At 43.8% G+C, this 15,760-nt stretch carries 15 protein-coding genes; 9 read left to right on the top strand and 6 right to left on the bottom strand.

From position 1 onward, the window contains the following. Window positions 1-78 precede the first annotated feature (78 nt). The gene (gene nagZ / locus C3420_RS07270; RefSeq protein WP_103800317.1) at window positions 79-1,104 is read right to left on the bottom strand and encodes a beta-N-acetylhexosaminidase; all 1,026 of its coding nucleotides are present in this window, start codon (window positions 1,102-1,104) and stop codon (window positions 79-81) included. Window positions 1,105-1,304: 200 nt separating this feature from the next. Between nagZ and C3420_RS07265 the strand changes: the two genes are divergently transcribed. Further along, on the top strand, window positions 1,305-3,494 hold the full coding sequence (locus C3420_RS07265) for a carboxy terminal-processing peptidase (RefSeq protein ID WP_103800318.1): 2,190 nt from the start codon (window positions 1,305-1,307) through the stop codon (window positions 3,492-3,494). 450 nt (window positions 3,495-3,944) lie between these two features. Further along, window positions 3,945-6,005: an EAL domain-containing protein gene (locus C3420_RS07260; RefSeq protein ID WP_103800319.1), complete on the top strand. Its 2,061-nt coding sequence runs from the start codon at window positions 3,945-3,947 to the stop codon at window positions 6,003-6,005. A 38-nt stretch (window positions 6,006-6,043) separates the two neighbouring features. On the opposite strand, the gene C3420_RS07255 is transcribed toward C3420_RS07260, so the two are convergent. After that, window positions 6,044-6,508, bottom strand: coding sequence for a PaaI family thioesterase (locus tag C3420_RS07255; RefSeq protein ID WP_103800320.1), 465 nt, complete (start codon window positions 6,506-6,508; stop codon window positions 6,044-6,046). 304 nt (window positions 6,509-6,812) lie between these two features. Between C3420_RS07255 and C3420_RS07250 the strand changes: the two genes are divergently transcribed. From C3420_RS07250 to C3420_RS07225, 6 genes are all read left to right on the top strand, one after another. Next, the gene (locus C3420_RS07250) at window positions 6,813-8,405 is read left to right on the top strand and encodes a peptide chain release factor 3 (RefSeq protein ID WP_103800321.1); all 1,593 of its coding nucleotides are present in this window, start codon (window positions 6,813-6,815) and stop codon (window positions 8,403-8,405) included. A 91-nt stretch (window positions 8,406-8,496) separates the two neighbouring features. After that, window positions 8,497-9,333 carry a hypothetical protein gene (locus C3420_RS07245; RefSeq protein WP_004813162.1) on the top strand — a complete coding sequence of 279 codons (837 nt, stop codon included), beginning with the start codon at window positions 8,497-8,499 and terminating at the stop codon, window positions 9,331-9,333. Between the two features lie 51 nt (window positions 9,334-9,384). Then, on the top strand, window positions 9,385-10,338 hold the full coding sequence (locus C3420_RS07240) for an RsiV family protein (protein ID WP_004813160.1): 954 nt from the start codon (window positions 9,385-9,387) through the stop codon (window positions 10,336-10,338). Continuing rightward, window positions 10,335-11,156, top strand: coding sequence for a TatD family hydrolase (locus tag C3420_RS07235; RefSeq protein WP_004813158.1), 822 nt, complete (start codon window positions 10,335-10,337; stop codon window positions 11,154-11,156). Before C3420_RS07240 ends, C3420_RS07235 begins: the two co-directional genes overlap by 4 nt. Window positions 11,157-11,285: 129 nt before the next feature. Continuing rightward, the gene (locus C3420_RS07230; RefSeq protein ID WP_004813155.1) at window positions 11,286-12,092 is read left to right on the top strand and encodes an enoyl-ACP reductase FabI; all 807 of its coding nucleotides are present in this window, start codon (window positions 11,286-11,288) and stop codon (window positions 12,090-12,092) included. Window positions 12,093-12,272: 180 nt separating this feature from the next. Continuing rightward, entirely contained in the window at window positions 12,273-12,668 is a 396-nt protein-coding gene (locus tag C3420_RS07225) for a cytochrome b562 (RefSeq protein ID WP_103800322.1), read from the top strand. A 61-nt stretch (window positions 12,669-12,729) separates the two neighbouring features. Here C3420_RS07225 and secB read toward each other — a convergent pair whose 3' ends face one another. The 4 genes from secB to rsgA form a co-directional block, all read right to left on the bottom strand. Continuing rightward, window positions 12,730-13,188 carry a protein-export chaperone SecB gene (secB, locus tag C3420_RS07220; RefSeq protein ID WP_004813149.1) on the bottom strand — a complete coding sequence of 153 codons (459 nt, stop codon included), beginning with the start codon at window positions 13,186-13,188 and terminating at the stop codon, window positions 12,730-12,732. A 38-nt stretch (window positions 13,189-13,226) separates the two neighbouring features. Beyond that, a complete protein-coding gene (grxC, locus tag C3420_RS07215) occupies window positions 13,227-13,481 on the bottom strand; it encodes a glutaredoxin 3 (protein ID WP_004813145.1) in 255 nt (84 codons plus the stop codon). 22 nt (window positions 13,482-13,503) lie between these two features. Then, complete coding sequence (locus C3420_RS07210; protein WP_004813143.1) at window positions 13,504-13,911, bottom strand: rhodanese-like domain-containing protein; 408 nt, start codon at window positions 13,909-13,911, stop codon at window positions 13,504-13,506. Between the two features lie 93 nt (window positions 13,912-14,004). After that, entirely contained in the window at window positions 14,005-15,063 is a 1,059-nt protein-coding gene (rsgA, locus tag C3420_RS07205; protein WP_004813141.1) for a small ribosomal subunit biogenesis GTPase RsgA, read from the bottom strand. A gap of 124 nt (window positions 15,064-15,187) precedes the next feature. On the opposite strand from rsgA, the gene orn reads away from it, so the two are divergent. Continuing rightward, entirely contained in the window at window positions 15,188-15,742 is a 555-nt protein-coding gene (gene orn / locus C3420_RS07200; protein ID WP_004813140.1) for an oligoribonuclease, read from the top strand. Window positions 15,743-15,760: the final 18 nt, after the last annotated feature.

Raw genomic sequence — 15,760 nt, 5'->3', positions numbered from 1 at the left:
ATTTTTACATCATAAACAAAAAGGAACACTTGTGGTGTTCCTTTTATCGTATTCCTGAATCGTACTAGCTAAATATGCTTATGAAGCCACCTGATTTCTAAATCCTGTAATTTCATCACGAACCTGACGCCATTCTTCACCAAGATCTAAAACGTCATGAATCTGAATCTGAGGAATACGACCGCGCATGCGTTGCAGACGTTCCTGATTCGGCAATGGTAAATCTACAATTCCCTCAAGGGCCAGGCATTGTGCTGCCCGGTCATTACAGACCAGACCCATATCACAACCTGCCTTTAGTGCTGCCTGAATACGGGCATCAGCGCCACCTGCGACACAGGCGGCTTGCATACTCAAATCATCCGAGAACAATACACCGTCAAAACCAAGTTCCTGACGCAAAACCTTTTGAATCCAGAATTCTGAAAAACCGGCTGGATTAGGATCGACCTGACTATAGATCACATGCGCTGGCATCAAGGCATCCAGTTGTGACTGTAGCTGAATAAAGGTCTGCATGTCTTTTTGCTGGATTTCTTCATAGCTGCGTGGATCTACGGCCGCTGCCACATGAGAATCGGCTTTTACAGAACCATGACCCGGGAAGTGTTTGCCGGTCGATGCCATGCCAGCACGTTTCATACCTTTCAGGAAAGCGCTTGCCAGTGGAGTGATGTCCTGAATATTTGTGGCAAAACTACGGTCACCAATAACATCGCTGATGTCATTCAGATCCAGCACAGGAGCAAAACTAAAATCAATGCCGACTGCCAGCACTTCAATCGCCATTAACCAGCCACATTTCTCTGACAATTCTAACGCACGTTCAGGTTTGCTTTGGTAAAGTTCTCCAAAATGACCCATGGCCGGGAGTAAAGTAAAACCCTGTTTCAAGCGCTGAACGCGACCACCTTCCTGATCGACTGCAATCAGAATATCCGGACGAATTTGACGCATATGATCCGTTAGGGCGCGAACCTGTGCAGGTGATTCAATATTACGGCCAAACAGAATGACCCCGCCAACCTGCGGAGCCTGTAGCAGTTCAATATCTTCCTGGGTAAGGTGAGTGCCAGCGATGTCGAGCATCAATGCGCCAATCATATGCGGTGTCCATATTAGAATTTTTCAGCGAAAACAATACCTGATTTCTGCAATCTTTTGCTACACTTTGACTGCACAGAATATGATAAAACTACACAACATAAACTTATTAAGTTGTTTAAGATCCCGGATACGTTTATTTCAGATCGGAAAACGACACGGTTAAATTGGTCAAAAGGCCAAGGAAGTACGAATTATTTATGAAACTTCAAACAGTAGCTTGCGCAGTTGCAGTTGCGACAGGCGGATTCTTTTTTACCCATGTGGTGAGCGACGCGATTGCTGCTGAAAAATCAGAAGTCGTAAGCAAAGCCCTTCAACCATCTCAAGAACAAGCGCTCGTATCTAGACAGCTGGCTACTTTAGTGGATCGTCAGCACTATTTGAATATGCGTCTGGATGCTCAAACCTCACAGCGCATTTTTGATTTTTATATTGATAGCCTGGATCCGGAGCATAGCCTGTTCCTGGCACCTGAAATTGATAACTATAAAAAACGTTATGGTGCCAATTTTGGTGCCAACTTGAAATCAGGCAATCTGGCTGGTCCATTTGAGATTCATGCACACTATAGTGAACGCCTCAAGCAGTTCTATACCTTTATGCTGGATGAACTGAAAAAGCCTCAAAACCTGAATCAAAGTAATGTTTATATTGAGACTGACCGTGAGAAAGCCCCATTCTTCAAGACACCTGAAGAACAACGCGCTTACTGGTCAAAAATGCTGGTTTCTCAGCTGATTAATCTGACCATCAGTAAAGAAGAAGAGCAGGCCAAACAAAAAGTATTAAAAGACAACCCAGAACTGGCTAATGGTCAGGATCTGAGTGGTCCAGAGGATTTGACACCGGCACAGACCTTAACCAAGCGTTATACCCGTCAGCTTGAACGTTTAAGTCGCATCAAGAGCGATGATGTGCTGGATAAAACGCTGAATGCCATGATGCTGACCTATGATCCACATAGCAATTATTTCCCGCCTGTGGATGCGATGGAGCTGAACCGCCAAACGACTTTACAGCTTGAAGGTGTGGGTGTTTCAATTCGCCCAGAACGTGGCAATGAAGACTACACCAAGATTGAAACTATTGTGGAAGGTGGTCCGGCGAGTAAATCAGGTCAGGTGAAATCCGGTGACCGTATTATTGGGGTCGCTCAGGATGGCGGACCAATGGTCGATGTAATTGGTTGGCCGAGTAATGAAATTGTCGGTCTGATTCGTGGTAAACGTGGCACTAAAGTTACTTTGAAATTGCTGGGCGCTGGCGCAACACTGGGACAGGCGCGTAATGTCACCATTACCCGTGATGTGATCCAGGAAGAAGATGCTGGCGTACGTACCCGTGTGGTCGAGATTCAGCGAGATGGCAAGAAGTATCAATATGGTGTGATTGAAATTCCATCTTTTTACTTAAACTATCGCGCACGACGTGCAGGTACAGATTATCGTTCTGTATCTGAAGATACCAACAATGCCCTGAAAGAACTTTCGGCCAAAAATGTTGAAGGGATTATTGTTGATTTACGCAATAATCCAGGTGGTTCATTAGAAGAAGTTGCACGTATGCTGGGGCAAGTGATCAAGTCTGGTCCAGTGGTACAGATTCGTGATGGCAATGGCAATGTAAGTGTCTTTGAAGATGATGATGGCGGTGCACAGACCTATGCTGGTCCACTGGCGGTCATGGTCAACCTCGCTTCTGCATCGGCAAGTGAAATCTACTCTGCTGCAATTCAGGATTATGAACGTGGTATTGTCATTGGTAGCACCACGACAGGTAAAGGTACGGCACAAGTACAGCTGGATACCTTGGCACATGGACAGGCTACACTGACGCAACGTAAGTTCTATCGTATCACTGGTGGCAGTACCCAGAACAAGGGTGTGGTCCCCGATATCAAGCTGGTCGATATTTACAATGAAGAGTTTGGTGAGCGTAAGGCTAAAAATGCCTTGCAGTGGGATACCATTCCGACAGCACCCTTTAAACGTGAAGGTGAAGTACAGAAATATGTACCTGATCTGATCAAGAGCTCACAGGTTCGTGTCAATCTGGATCCACAATTCAAGTATCTTGAGCAACGTACAGCGATTGCCAAGAAAACTGACGAGAAAAAGCGTCTAGTATTGGATCTGAATCAGCGTAAAGCGGAATTGCTGGAACTTGAACGTAAGACCTTGGAATCTGAAAATGCACGTCGTGCAGCAACGGGTCAGAAACCTTATCCAAACTGGGAAAGCTATCAGGCCTCAATGGATGCATTGATTGAAGCACGTGCCAAGATGAAAGCTAAAGATCGTCCGCAGCTCCCTGAAGAGGAAGTATTTGTTGTAGAAGCTGCCAATGTTTTGCATGACTATGCTCGTTTACAAGGAAAAGCGAAATAGTTATTCAGAATTGAAGAATTTAATTTGACTAACAGCCTGCATATGCAGGCTGTTTTTCTATTTTTTGTTGAAAAATAGTAAACAAGAAAAAAGTTGATAAGTGTTAAAAATGCTATCTGTTTTGTTGAAATTCATAATGTTGTGATCTAGATCTGTTAAATTCTAGTCAATGAATGAATTTAACCATTTGCTAAAACTTGAAACACTTTTAATATATGTCACATATTTCTTATTTTTGTCAGATTTGGATTTAAGTCAGTAAAATCATAGTTTTTGTTGTACTTTAAATATTGCGGTTCAAGTATCGATAAATTAAAAATTTTTTATGGGTCAAATATGACCAAGGGTATATGGGTTGAGCAATGTTCTTGGGTGCCCTCGAGTTAGGCAGGTAAAGATGCAATGTGGGCTTAAGCAGTTCGGGAAAGCAAGCTTCTACAGGACTCTTATATGATCCATGTTCATTATGACATTAATCTGGTTATAGGCTCGCTCATTGTAGCTTTGGTAGTTTGTTTTCTTGCCATTTCAATTGAACAGCTGTTATTTGATAAAGCTCCTCCCAAATATCAAAAGCTGATTCTGGTTACAAGTGGTGCGATTTTAGGATTCTCTATCTGGTGTATGCACTTTGTCGGCATGACCGCCAGTCATTTGCCAGACAATACCTATTTTGATTCCGGACTGACTGTTACCTCTTACATTATTGCTTTTATCGCCTCGACCTTTGCCATCTGGCTGACGACACGACAAACCCTGCCTTTTCCCCGTCTGGTACTCGGCGCGGTATTAATGGGGCTGGGAATTTCCGGCATGCACTATACCGGCATGATGAGTATGGTGGTGCAAGGTTATGTGATCCGCTATGATCCGGTACTGGTGATCTGCTCGGTACTCATTGCGATTAGCGGGGCTGGTTTAGGCTTCTGGATGCTGTTCAAGAATCGCAGTATTGCTCGCCGTAGTTTCTGGCTGAAAGCCGGTGTGGCATTGATGCTAACTTTTTCCATTGTCGGGATGCACTATACCGGGATGGCCGCGACCAGTTTTCATTCCATAGTGGGTGAGGGCTTGGCCGAAATGTCCACGCTTGAGCGCGAATTGCTGATTACTATAGTTTTCATTACCTGTCTGGTTCTTGTTGCCGGTTTCTGTGTAGCCATGCTGGAACAGCGTCTTGAGCATCGCAATCGTCAGCTGGCTGAGGCCAATAAAGAGCTGGCCAATCTGGCTGTACAGGATAATCTAACCAAGTTACCCAATCGTTTTTATCTGGCAGAATATTCTCACTTTCTGTTTAATGATCATCATTACCGTAATGCACAGTTTGCCTTTCTGTATATTGATCTTGACCGCTTCAAAGCAGTAAATGATGTCTTTGGGCATCATGTGGGTGACCAGCTCCTGATCCAGCTGGCTAACCGGATTCATAGTTTACTCAATGAGCACTCCAGACTGCTGCGAATTGGGGGTGACGAATTCTTGTTGATTCTGGAAAATGCAGAACCGCAACAGGCTGCTGAAGTCGCTGAAAAAATTTTAAGCATGATTCAGGAAAGCTTTATGATTGCTGGCAAGGTGATTAATGTTTCAGGGAGTATTGGTATTTCAATATACCCGGAACATGGTCAAAATGTTCAGGATCTTCTGATCAATGCCGATTCAGCCATGCTGACTTCCAAAAATCAGGGGCGTAATACCTATTCATTGTTCAATTTCAGCAATGATGAAAAGGAATCCAGAAGTCAGAGCAAGCTGATTAATGACCTGTATAAAGCGGTTGAAGAACACCAGTTTGAGCTGTATTACCAGCCTAAATATCGTACCGAAGATTTGCAGATTTGTGGGGTTGAAGCCTTGATCCGCTGGCGGCACCCGGCACTGGGCTTGTTATCACCAGTAATGTTTATCCGGGGTGCGGAAAAAACCGGCCTGATTATCCAGATGGGGTATTGGGCACTGGAGCAGGCCTGCAAACAGATTCATCAATGGGAAACGGAAGGAACGAATTTCTTCCCGATTGCTGTTAATTTGTCTGCCGTGCAGTTTGAACATAAGAACCTGTTTAAAAATCTGGAAGAACTGTTAGCACGTTACCAGATTAATCCGAATCACCTGATGATTGAGATTACTGAATCTACAGCCATGCATCATATTGATAGCAGTGTGCGTACCCTGGAACGCTTGCGTGATATGGGGATTCAGCTGGCAATTGATGACTTTGGTACAGGGCATTCCAGTTTCTTGTATCTGAAGAACCTGCCAGTGAATGAGCTAAAAATCGATAAAGAATTTATTGCAGACCTGACCGCAGGTTCCAAGGAAGAGATGATCCTGGAAAGTATTATCCATCTTGCAATTAAGCTGGGTTTGCAGGTTACTGCTGAAGGGGTGGAAACTCAGTTACAGGCAGACATCCTGACCCGTTTGGGTTGTCAGCAGTTACAAGGATTCCTATTTAGTAGACCAGTTAGTGTGAAGGATTTACCTGAAGCCGCTATCGTTTCTTAATCTGTTTAATTTTATCAATCAGCCTCTGAATTCAGGAGCTACTTAATTTGAATAGCGAGCATTTCAGCCTTTGCACATTCAATCTGATCGGCAGACAGAGAAAGTGCAATCTGGATTTTTCGGCCTTCAATTTTCAGTAATCGACCCGTCAACATCAATTCAGTATTCACAGGTACCGGTCGAATAAACTGCATATTCAGACTACCAGTAACACATCGAATTAAGGCTTCACTACCGTCAAAGGCGATGCCAGCTGCATGGCTTTTAAATGCTGCCGCAGAGGCGGTCCCATGACAGTCCAGAAGAGATGCAATCAAGCCACCATACAGATGATCGGGTACACCGCCGGTATAATGAGAGGCGGGGAAAATATGTGCAATAGTCTGTACAAAAGGAACGTCCCAGTAACTTTTCAGTTGATGACCATGTGGATTGTCACGTCCACAGCCATAACAGTGGGTGTAGGGTTCAGCATACAGATACTGAAAGGCAATCCTTGTCATTTTTTTATCCTTATTTAAATGTGATCAGGTGCTTCAATAAATTTCTAGAAACTAAATGATCTCTTAAAATATAAATCTATTTTAAATAGGTTTCACCATGAGATAAAAGTCGATATTTCTCCTGAAATTTCAACCTGAAGACGGTGTTCTTCTAAAAACTGTCCATTCTATAAAGGACAAGTGCAGGAGAGGGTGGGCATTGAGGAATGAGTACTGCATTTAGAAATTCTGCTACAATATCGCCAATTTTTCATATTGATCGTGCTTGATCTTTTGCACTGCGGATCTGCAGTAGGTATTTTCCATGAGTTTTAAACAAGAGTTAGCGGCGCAGGTCGCTCAGCGACGTACTTTCGCGATTATTTCCCACCCCGATGCCGGTAAAACGACCATGACAGAAAAATTGCTGTTATGGGGGCAGGCGATCCAGGTTGCCGGTATGGTAAAAAGCCGTAAGTCTGACCGTGCGGCGACTTCGGACTGGATGGAAATAGAAAAGGAACGTGGTATTTCGATCACGACCTCGGTCATGCAGTTCCCGTTTAAAGACAAGATGATCAACCTGCTCGATACCCCGGGGCATGAAGACTTCTCGGAAGATACCTACCGTACCCTGACTGCTGTGGACTCGGCGCTGATGGTAATTGATGGTGCAAAAGGTGTCGAGGACCGTACCATTAAATTGATGGAAGTGTGTCGTATGCGCGATACACCAATTATCTCTTTCGTCAACAAAATGGACCGTGAAATCCGTGAGCCGCTTGAGCTTCTGGACGAGATCGAAAACGTCCTGAAAATTAAATGTGTGCCAATCACCTGGCCGCTGGGTACTGGTCGTGACTTCGCTGGTGTATACAACCTGATTGAAGAAAAATTCTATGTCTATAAGGCGGGTTTCGGTTCAGTGATTACTGACATCGAAGTACGTGATGGTTATGATCATGCAGACCTGCGTGAAAAAGTAGGTGAGCTGGCATGGGCAGCATTTGAAGAATCTCTTGAACTGGTTCAAATGGCCAATGAGCCATTAGACCGTGAAGAATTCCTGGCAGGTCGCCAAACACCAGTGCTGTTCGGTACGGCATTAGGTAACTTTGGTGTAGACCATGTCTTGAATGCATTTAGTGAATACGCACCAGAGCCGAAAGCGCATCCAACCCAAAACCGTAAAGTTGAAGCAACTGAAGAAGGTTTTAGTGGTTTCGTCTTCAAGATCCAGGCCAATATGGATCCGAAGCACCGTGACCGTATTGCCTTCATGCGGATCTGTTCAGGTAAGTATGAAAAAGGCCTGAAAATGAAGCATGTGCGTCTGGGTAAAGATGTACGTATTAGTGATGCATTGACCTTCCTGGCGGGTGACCGTCAGCATCTGGAAGAAGCATGGCCAGGCGATATTATTGGCCTGCATAACCACGGTACTATTCAGATTGGTGATACTTTTACTTCAGGTGAAGATCTGCAGTTCACAGGTATTCCACACTTTGCGCCGGAAATGTTCCGCCGTGTACGTCTGAAAGATCCATTGAAATCTAAGCAGTTACAAAAAGGTCTGAAAGAGCTTTCTGAAGAAGGCGCAACCCAGGTCTTCATGCCGCAACATAATAATGACCTGATCGTTGGGGCAGTGGGTGTGCTACAGTTCGAAGTTGTCGCATATCGTCTGAAAGAAGAATACAAAGTAGACTGCGTGTACGAGCCAGTGAGTATTAATACTGTGCGTTGGGTTTCTTGTGATGATGAAAAGAAATTTAATGAATTCAAGAAAAAAGCCCATGACCAGTTGTCTGTTGATGGTGGCGGCCATCTGACTTATCTGGCACCAAGCCGTGTCAATCTGCAACTGATGCAGGAACGTTACCCTGACATCGTGTTCCGCAATACCCGTGAACACTAAGTAATAAAATGATTTAAAAATAAAACAGCTTCTCAGGAAGCTGTTTTATTTTGTGCTACATTCACTTATCTTTTCAAATTTGCTTGGGAATATGAAACTTAGCAATGCAGTCATGCTGAGTTCAGCAATCAGTTTAGGATTATTGCTGGGCGCCTGCGATCAAAAAAAATCAGAACCAGAAACAAAAACTCAGGATACGGTAGTCGAAATTGAGCAAGTAGAAAAGGCAGATGTATTGCCTTATCTGAATATTCAGGAACAGCCGGCCAAGATTGCACTCCCATTTTGTGAAAACAAAAACTGTATCGAACTGGATATTCAGACCCTGGAAACGGTAGATCCATGGCTGAACCAGTGGATGGAAGGTAAACAGGCACTGGTGATTCAGGATCAGATTCGGGATAAAGATCAGCAGCAGGACATAAGCTTACAGCAGGCCGTCAATGCCTATGTAAAAAAATCAGATACCTGGCAGGAACAGATTAAAATCAATAAAGCCTATCAACTCTCCATGTATACCCGCATCCCTTATCAGCATAATCAGTATGTGCTAATGCAGATTGGGGTGGATACAGAGCAGGAAAATGTTACGGTGAAGGAACGCTATTATTTTTATGTGGCAGATCGCCGCAGTCAAAAAAATCTGACGGCCTTAGATATTATTGATCCACAAAGACGGGTCACGATGGACAAGATCGTGCAAGATGCTTATGCAAAATGGCTAAAAGAAAATAGTAAAGAAGTCCGACAAACTGCCCCGAAAAAACTGTATTGGGGGCAAGCTGACTGGTTCTTTGATCAGGAGGGGATTGGGCTGCATTATCGTGGTGGGGAAATTGTCAAGGATGCTAAACAACTTGATATTTATCTTAGTCAAGAACAAACACAACAGGTCTTGAAAGCTGAAGTGTATCAGCATATGTTTTAGGATTGATGCCCGAGAACGGGTGGAATGTGATGTAACACAAAAGGTTATTGAATGCCAAAATATAACAAGATATTCGGCCTGTCTGTACTGGCGACAGCGATTCTGTTGACTGCCTGTCAACCTCGAGAAAAGGAAGCCAAAGAGGTTAATCCACCGGAAGTCACTCAGGCAGAGCCTGAAATCGTCCAGCTCAAGGGTGAAACCGAAAAGCTTAACCTGGATCTCCCGGAATGTGATGGTAAAAGCTGTCCTGAAATCACCATTGAACGTCTGAATAGTAATCAGCGTTTTATTGATGAATTTATTGATCAACAGATTTTAGCCCGACTGAAGGGTATGCTTGATGTTGATGCGATTACGTCAGCGAAAGTACAAGCTGCCAGTGAGCCAACACCTGTTCAATCCGCAGCTTCAGAGGCAGCTGTAACTCAACCCCAGCTCAGTGCACGTCAGCAGCTGGAAAAGCAGACTATTCCTTATATGCAGACTTTCCTGAATCTGGACAAGGAGCTGAAAGCACTCAGTGCCAATCACAGTATTAGCCTGATGATCAAGCCGAAGATCCTGAATCCTGGAAATCCGCTGGCAACAGTAGTATTAAATAGCACACATTATCTGGGTGGGGCACATGGTTCTACTGCACAGAACTATTATAACTTTGACCTGGATAGTAAAAAGCTGGTCAAACTGGATGATATTGTCCTGCCAAAACAAAAGGCGCAGCTGGAAGCCAAAGCGCATGACGCCTTTAAAACCTGGGTAATTGATTCAGAGCTGGCAACTGATGTTGCAGAATACGAGCAGGCCTGGAAATTCAAGTTAACGGATAATTTCTTCCTGACCAAACAAGGTCTGGCACTGCAATATGCAGAATATGAAATTGGACCTTATGTGGTCGGCTTGCCGCGTTTAAATATTCCTTATAGTGATTTACAGGGAATCTTAAAACCAGAGTATCTGCCGAAAACTGAACAGGCTGCTTCAGAAGCTCAAGTTGCAAAATGAGCCTAAAACTGTTTGATACGCATACCCACTTCGATGTTCCTGATTTTGATCATGATCGGGAACAGTTAGCTTATGCCGCTAAAAAGGCAGGCGTGGAAGGGCTAATCCTGATCGGTTTTTTACAGCAGCGTTTTCAGGACCTGATTCAAACCCAGCATTTTTTAAATGATCTTGCCGATGCGCCAAGGAGCTATTTAGCCCCCGGCTTACATCCTTTTTATATCGAGCAACATCAGCAGGATCATTTGCAGGATTTAGAGCAGGTCCTGCAAACTGAAGACTGTATTGCCATTGGTGAAATCGGTCTGGATACGTTTCTGAAACAGCATAAGCAAGCAGAAATTTTCCAGAAGCAGAAAGACTTTTTTGCTGCTCAGATTGAACTGGCACAGCAATATGACAAACCGATTTTACTGCATATCCGTAAATCCCATGCGGAAGTACTCAAAATATTGAAAGAGCATCAATTTCAACAAGGCGGTATTGCGCATGCCTTTGGTGGTGGGATTGAAGAAGCCAAGGCTTTTGTCAAACTGGGTTTCAAGATTGGGGTGACAGGACAAATTACCAATTCCAATGCCAGAAAACTGCATCAGGTGGTACAGCAGATGGGCACGGAACATCTGGTCCTTGAAACCGATTGTCCAGACATGACGCCCTTATGTTGTCAGCATTCTACTGAACAGCGTACCCGCAATACGCCTGCAAATCTGCCCTATGTGCTGCAAGGACTGGCTAAAAGTTTGCATATGGATCAAGAGGAACTGGCAGAACAGCTCTGGAAAAATACCCATCAGGCTTTGCATCTGGATATCTAATATAAAATCCTTGCATCAGTCGAAAACTGTATTTCAATGTATGATCCAATGAAAAAAGGCGCATTATGCAATTTCTAAAATGCTTTAGACTTGGCATCATGCATATAAATTATTTTGAGTGAGATTCACATGGCACAAGGACTATTGGCGGGTAAGCGCTTCCTGATCGCAGGTATTGCAAGTAAATTATCAATTGCTTTTGGTATTGCTCAGGCATTACACCGTGAAGGTGCAGAACTTGCTTTTACCTATCCAAATGAAAAGCTGAAAAAACGTGTAGATGATTTTGCTGCACAATTCGGTTCTGAATTGGTATTTCCTTGTGATGTGGCGGTAGATGCAGAAATTGACCATGCATTTGCAGAACTGGCAAAACATTGGGATGGTCTGGATGGAGTCGTGCATTCAATCGGTTTTGCACCTGCACATACCTTAGACGGTGATTTTACAGATGTGACGGATCGTGAAGGTTTCAAGATTGCACATGACATCAGTGCTTATAGCTTTATCGCGATGGCACGTGCTGCAAAGCCACTTTTAGCTGCACGCCAAGGTTGTCTACTCACTCTGACTTATCAAGGTTCTGAGCGCGTGATGCCGAACTACAACGTAATGGGTCTGGCGAAAGCATCACTAGAAGCGGGTGTACGTTACCTGGCATCTAGCTTGGGCACAGACGGTATCCGCGTTAATGCCATCTCAGCTGGTCCAATCCGTACCCTTGCAGCGTCTGGCATTAAATCTTTCCGTAAAATGCTGGATCTGAATGAAAAAGTGGCTCCGCTTAAACGTAATGTCACCATTGAAGATGTTGGTAATGCTGCATTATTCCTGTGCTCACCATGGGCAAATGGCATCACTGGCGAAATCATGTATGTTGATGCCGGTTATAATACGGTTGGCATGAGTGCAGAGCTGATGCTGGATGCAGAATAAGATTTTTAATACTTATTTCAAGCAAAGAAAACCCCTCAATTGAGGGGTTTTTATTTTTTATGCTAATGGACAATGATGTAAATCTGATGACATCAAGTTTAAAAAATAGGATGAAGATAATTTATCTTTTAATACTTTGCCATTAAGATGCTTAAAACAAAAAAAATCAGGAAAATAACCATGTTTAAATCACAATGGGTTAACATCATTTTCATCATAGGCTTAGGTCTGGGAACTTCGGCTATGGCAGTAGAAGAGCACCAGCATTACAGCATGCGTGACTTGGATAAAAATTTGAAAAAATTTAAAGCTGCAGAGGATTCTAAAGAGGCACAAGCAGCATTACAGATCATGCAGCAAACTGTAGAAAGCTACCAGAAACATTTACCATCCAAGCTGCAAAAACTGAAAGCCGAAGATGCACATGTAGTGGCCTATCAGGGATTGCTAAAGGATTTGCTAAAAGAGATTAAAAAGGCAGAACAGCTGGTTGCTGCTAAGCAGTTACAGGAAGCTCAGAATTTGTCCGTGAAAATGGATGAGATTAAAAAGCAGGGGCATCAAGCCTTTAAATAACTTATAAACAGACCATAAAAAAGACCGCAATTGCGGTCTTTTTTGATTAAAGATCAAACGATTAAGCCTGACCTTCAACAGCAGTAGCTTGCGCACGTTGCATGTTAGCTTCGAATTCAGCATCAAAGTTGATCGGTGTAAGCAGTAACTGTGGGAAGCTACCTTTAGTGACCAGATCATTCACTGCTTCACGAAGGAATGGGAACAGGATGTTTGGACAGTACGCACCAAGAATGTAAGGCAGACGCTCTTCTTCAACGCTATCAATCAGGAAGATACCTGCTTGAGTGACATCAACGATAAATGCTGTATCACCTTCGTTGTTTGCCTGTACTACCACTTTTAAAGCGACTTCAAAATGAGTTGGATCAATCTTTTCTGCAGAAGAAGACAGATTGATGTTCAGCTCAGGTTGCCATTGCTTGGTAAAAACTTGTGCCCCAGGTACTTCAAAAGAAATGTCTTTAGTGTAAATACGCTCTAATGCCAATTGTGGTTGAGCTTGTTGTTCTTCACTCATTCTTTAATCCTTAATATGAGGTGATAATTAAAGGGCAATTAAGCCAGTAATTCGTCGAGTTTGCCTTCACGCTCTAAAGCATAAAGCTGGTCAAAACCGCCGATAAATTGTTCATTAATAAAAATCTGTGGCACGGTACGGTGGTTGGTGCGTTGCATCAAATCAAGACGAACCTGCGGATCTTCTTTAGACAGATTGATTTCTTTATATTCTACGCCCTTACGCTCAAGGAGCTGTTTTGCACGGACACAGTATGGACACACAGTCGTTGAATAGATAATGACTTCAGCCATGAATGAATCTCCTGATCGTAAATTATTTACTTTTCACCAGAGGTAAGCCTTGGGCTTTCCAGTTGCTGATGCCGCCATCAAGACGGTAAGCATCTGCATGACCGACCTGTTGTAGCGCAGTACCTGCAACTTGCCCAAGATTACAAATGAACACCAATGGGCGATCTGCTGTTTTTAACTCTTCGACATGTTTGGTAATTTGGCTGTATGGAATATTACGGCTACCGCTGATATGACCTTCACGGAAATCTTTGGCATCACGCAGGTCGATCAGCATGGCATTTTTTGCCTTAACCAAAATTCCCAGCGATTGCGGAGAAATTTTACGACCGTTACGTTGACCTTCGATAATGAAGAACAAAACCACCAATGCTGCAAGTGCACCAAACAAAAAGGGGTGATTCCCCATAAACTCGAACCAACGTTCCACAATTCACCTAATTACAATTTCAAAATTGCCAAGAGTATAGCTCATAAATATGGTGATCAAAATCACCGCTTCAAGGGCTAAAGCTTAAGAATATCAATTTTTTTGTTGAGCTTCCGTGATTTCATCAATTAATCGCAGATAGCTGTCCAAACGACGCGGCAAAATTTCACCTGAATCTGCTGCCTGACGTAAAGCACATTGCTTTTCATGTTTATGCGTGCAGTTACGGAACTGACAGTGCCCTAGCAGATTTTCAATCTCTGGAAAACCGGTTTGTACCTTGTCTAAAGTCAAATGCCACAGGCCAAATTCACGAATCCCCGGAGAGTCAATCAGCGCTGCGCCATCACCAAAGGAGATCAGGCGTGTTGAAGTTGTTGTATGCTGACCCAATGCCGAGTTTTCAGAAATAACATTCGTTTTTTGAGCTGCATCCGGCACGATGGCATTGATCAGGGTGCTTTTGCCTACACCTGATTGCCCCACAAATGCGACTGTTTCATCATTGAGACGCGCAGAAAGTTCAGTCAGATCTCCATCAGACTGGGTCTGCATGACTTCATAACCCAGATTTTCATATTCTTTGAGCAGTTCCAGAATTGGATCATTTTCCTTGAGCAAGTCTGATTTATTCAGGACTAGTAGTGCGGGAATCTCTGCATCGGCACAAGCCACCAGATAACGATCAATCAGGCCTGGCGCTGGCTCAGGCAATGGTGCAAATACAATCACAATCAGGGAAATATTGGCTGCGACCGGTTTAACCTTGTGATAACGGTCAGGTCGGGTCAGCAGTGATTTACGCGGATGAATCGCAGTGATAATTCCCAAGCCAGTATTTGGATCAGCCTGCCATTTGACCCGGTCACCTGTGACCAGCAATTCAAGGTTAGTACGGGTATGACAGCGCCACACGCTGCCCATTTCAATTTCTTTCCAGAAGGGTTCAGGTTCACCTTCAGCCACCACCGGTTTTTCAGGATGCAGTTCAGGAACCGAAAGCGCCTGGACTTCTAGCTGTCGACCATAATGCTGCACGACCAGTCCTTCCAGGTCTTGGGAGGTATCCGCCTCTTCCTGACGCGTTTTGTGCTGTTTTTGAATACGACGTTGTTGTTGTTCAGTTAAACGACGTTTACGTATTAAAGCCATTCAAATCCTAAAAAACCATGGGAGCGAGATGGCAAAAATAGCATGAAGCAGGGTGTCAGTTACAGCATCGACGTAATAAATTTGCTACTATAAATGTTTTATAGCCTAATAAGATTGCACATTTATGAGCAGCACCCCGGATAGCCGCCTGATTTGGATCGACCTGGAAATGACAGGTCTGGATACAGACAATGACCAGATTATTGAAGTTGCAACGATTGTAACCGATGACAATTTAAATATTCTTGCCGAAGGTCCTGTCCTTGCAGTTCATCAGTCGGATCGTGTGCTCAATGCCATGGATGAATGGAATACCCGTCAACATGGACAATCGGGTCTGGTGGAGCGTGTGCGTCGCAGCAAGCTTACTGCACAAGATGCTGAACAACAAACCATTGAATTCCTGAAAAAATGGGTCAATCCAAAAGTATCACCCATGTGTGGTAATTCGATCTGTCAGGATCGTCGCTTCTTGCATCGTCTGATGCCAGAACTGGAGCAATATTTCCATTACCGTAACCTGGATGTGTCTTCAGTGAAAGAGTTGGCAAAACGCTGGCGTCCGGAAATCATGAGTGGTCTTAAGAAAAATGCTTCACATCTGGCGATGGATGATATTCGTGATTCAATTGCTGAACTGAAATACTATCGTGAATATTTTTTCATTATGAACAAGTAATCCGGACATTGAAAAAGA

The sequence above is a fragment of the Acinetobacter sp. ACNIH3 genome (assembly GCF_002918965.1).
Lineage (GTDB): Bacteria > Pseudomonadota > Gammaproteobacteria > Pseudomonadales > Moraxellaceae > Acinetobacter > Acinetobacter schindleri.
Note: the sequence above shows the minus strand (reverse complement) of the source record. Positions and strands in the feature narration are given on the sequence as shown.

Bases quoted from the DNA above. Each gene is read 5' to 3' on its own strand.
- nagZ (WP_103800317.1), bottom strand. From the start codon at position 1,104: ATGATTGGCGCATTGATGCTCGACATCGCTGGCACTCACCTTACCCAG.
- C3420_RS07265 (WP_103800318.1), top strand. From the start codon at position 1,305: ATGAAACTTCAAACAGTAGCTTGCGCAGTTGCAGTTGCGACAGGCGGA.
- C3420_RS07260 (WP_103800319.1), top strand. From the start codon at position 3,945: ATGATCCATGTTCATTATGACATTAATCTGGTTATAGGCTCGCTCATT.
- C3420_RS07255 (WP_103800320.1), bottom strand. From the start codon at position 6,508: ATGACAAGGATTGCCTTTCAGTATCTGTATGCTGAACCCTACACCCAC.
- C3420_RS07250 (WP_103800321.1), top strand. From the start codon at position 6,813: ATGAGTTTTAAACAAGAGTTAGCGGCGCAGGTCGCTCAGCGACGTACT.
- C3420_RS07245 (WP_004813162.1), top strand. From the start codon at position 8,497: ATGAAACTTAGCAATGCAGTCATGCTGAGTTCAGCAATCAGTTTAGGA.
- C3420_RS07240 (WP_004813160.1), top strand. From the start codon at position 9,385: ATGCCAAAATATAACAAGATATTCGGCCTGTCTGTACTGGCGACAGCG.
- C3420_RS07235 (WP_004813158.1), top strand. From the start codon at position 10,335: ATGAGCCTAAAACTGTTTGATACGCATACCCACTTCGATGTTCCTGAT.
- C3420_RS07230 (WP_004813155.1), top strand. From the start codon at position 11,286: ATGGCACAAGGACTATTGGCGGGTAAGCGCTTCCTGATCGCAGGTATT.
- C3420_RS07225 (WP_103800322.1), top strand. From the start codon at position 12,273: ATGTTTAAATCACAATGGGTTAACATCATTTTCATCATAGGCTTAGGT.
- secB (WP_004813149.1), bottom strand. From the start codon at position 13,188: ATGAGTGAAGAACAACAAGCTCAACCACAATTGGCATTAGAGCGTATT.
- grxC (WP_004813145.1), bottom strand. From the start codon at position 13,481: ATGGCTGAAGTCATTATCTATTCAACGACTGTGTGTCCATACTGTGTC.
- rsgA (WP_004813141.1), bottom strand. From the start codon at position 15,063: ATGGCTTTAATACGTAAACGTCGTTTAACTGAACAACAACAACGTCGT.
- orn (WP_004813140.1), top strand. From the start codon at position 15,188: ATGAGCAGCACCCCGGATAGCCGCCTGATTTGGATCGACCTGGAAATG.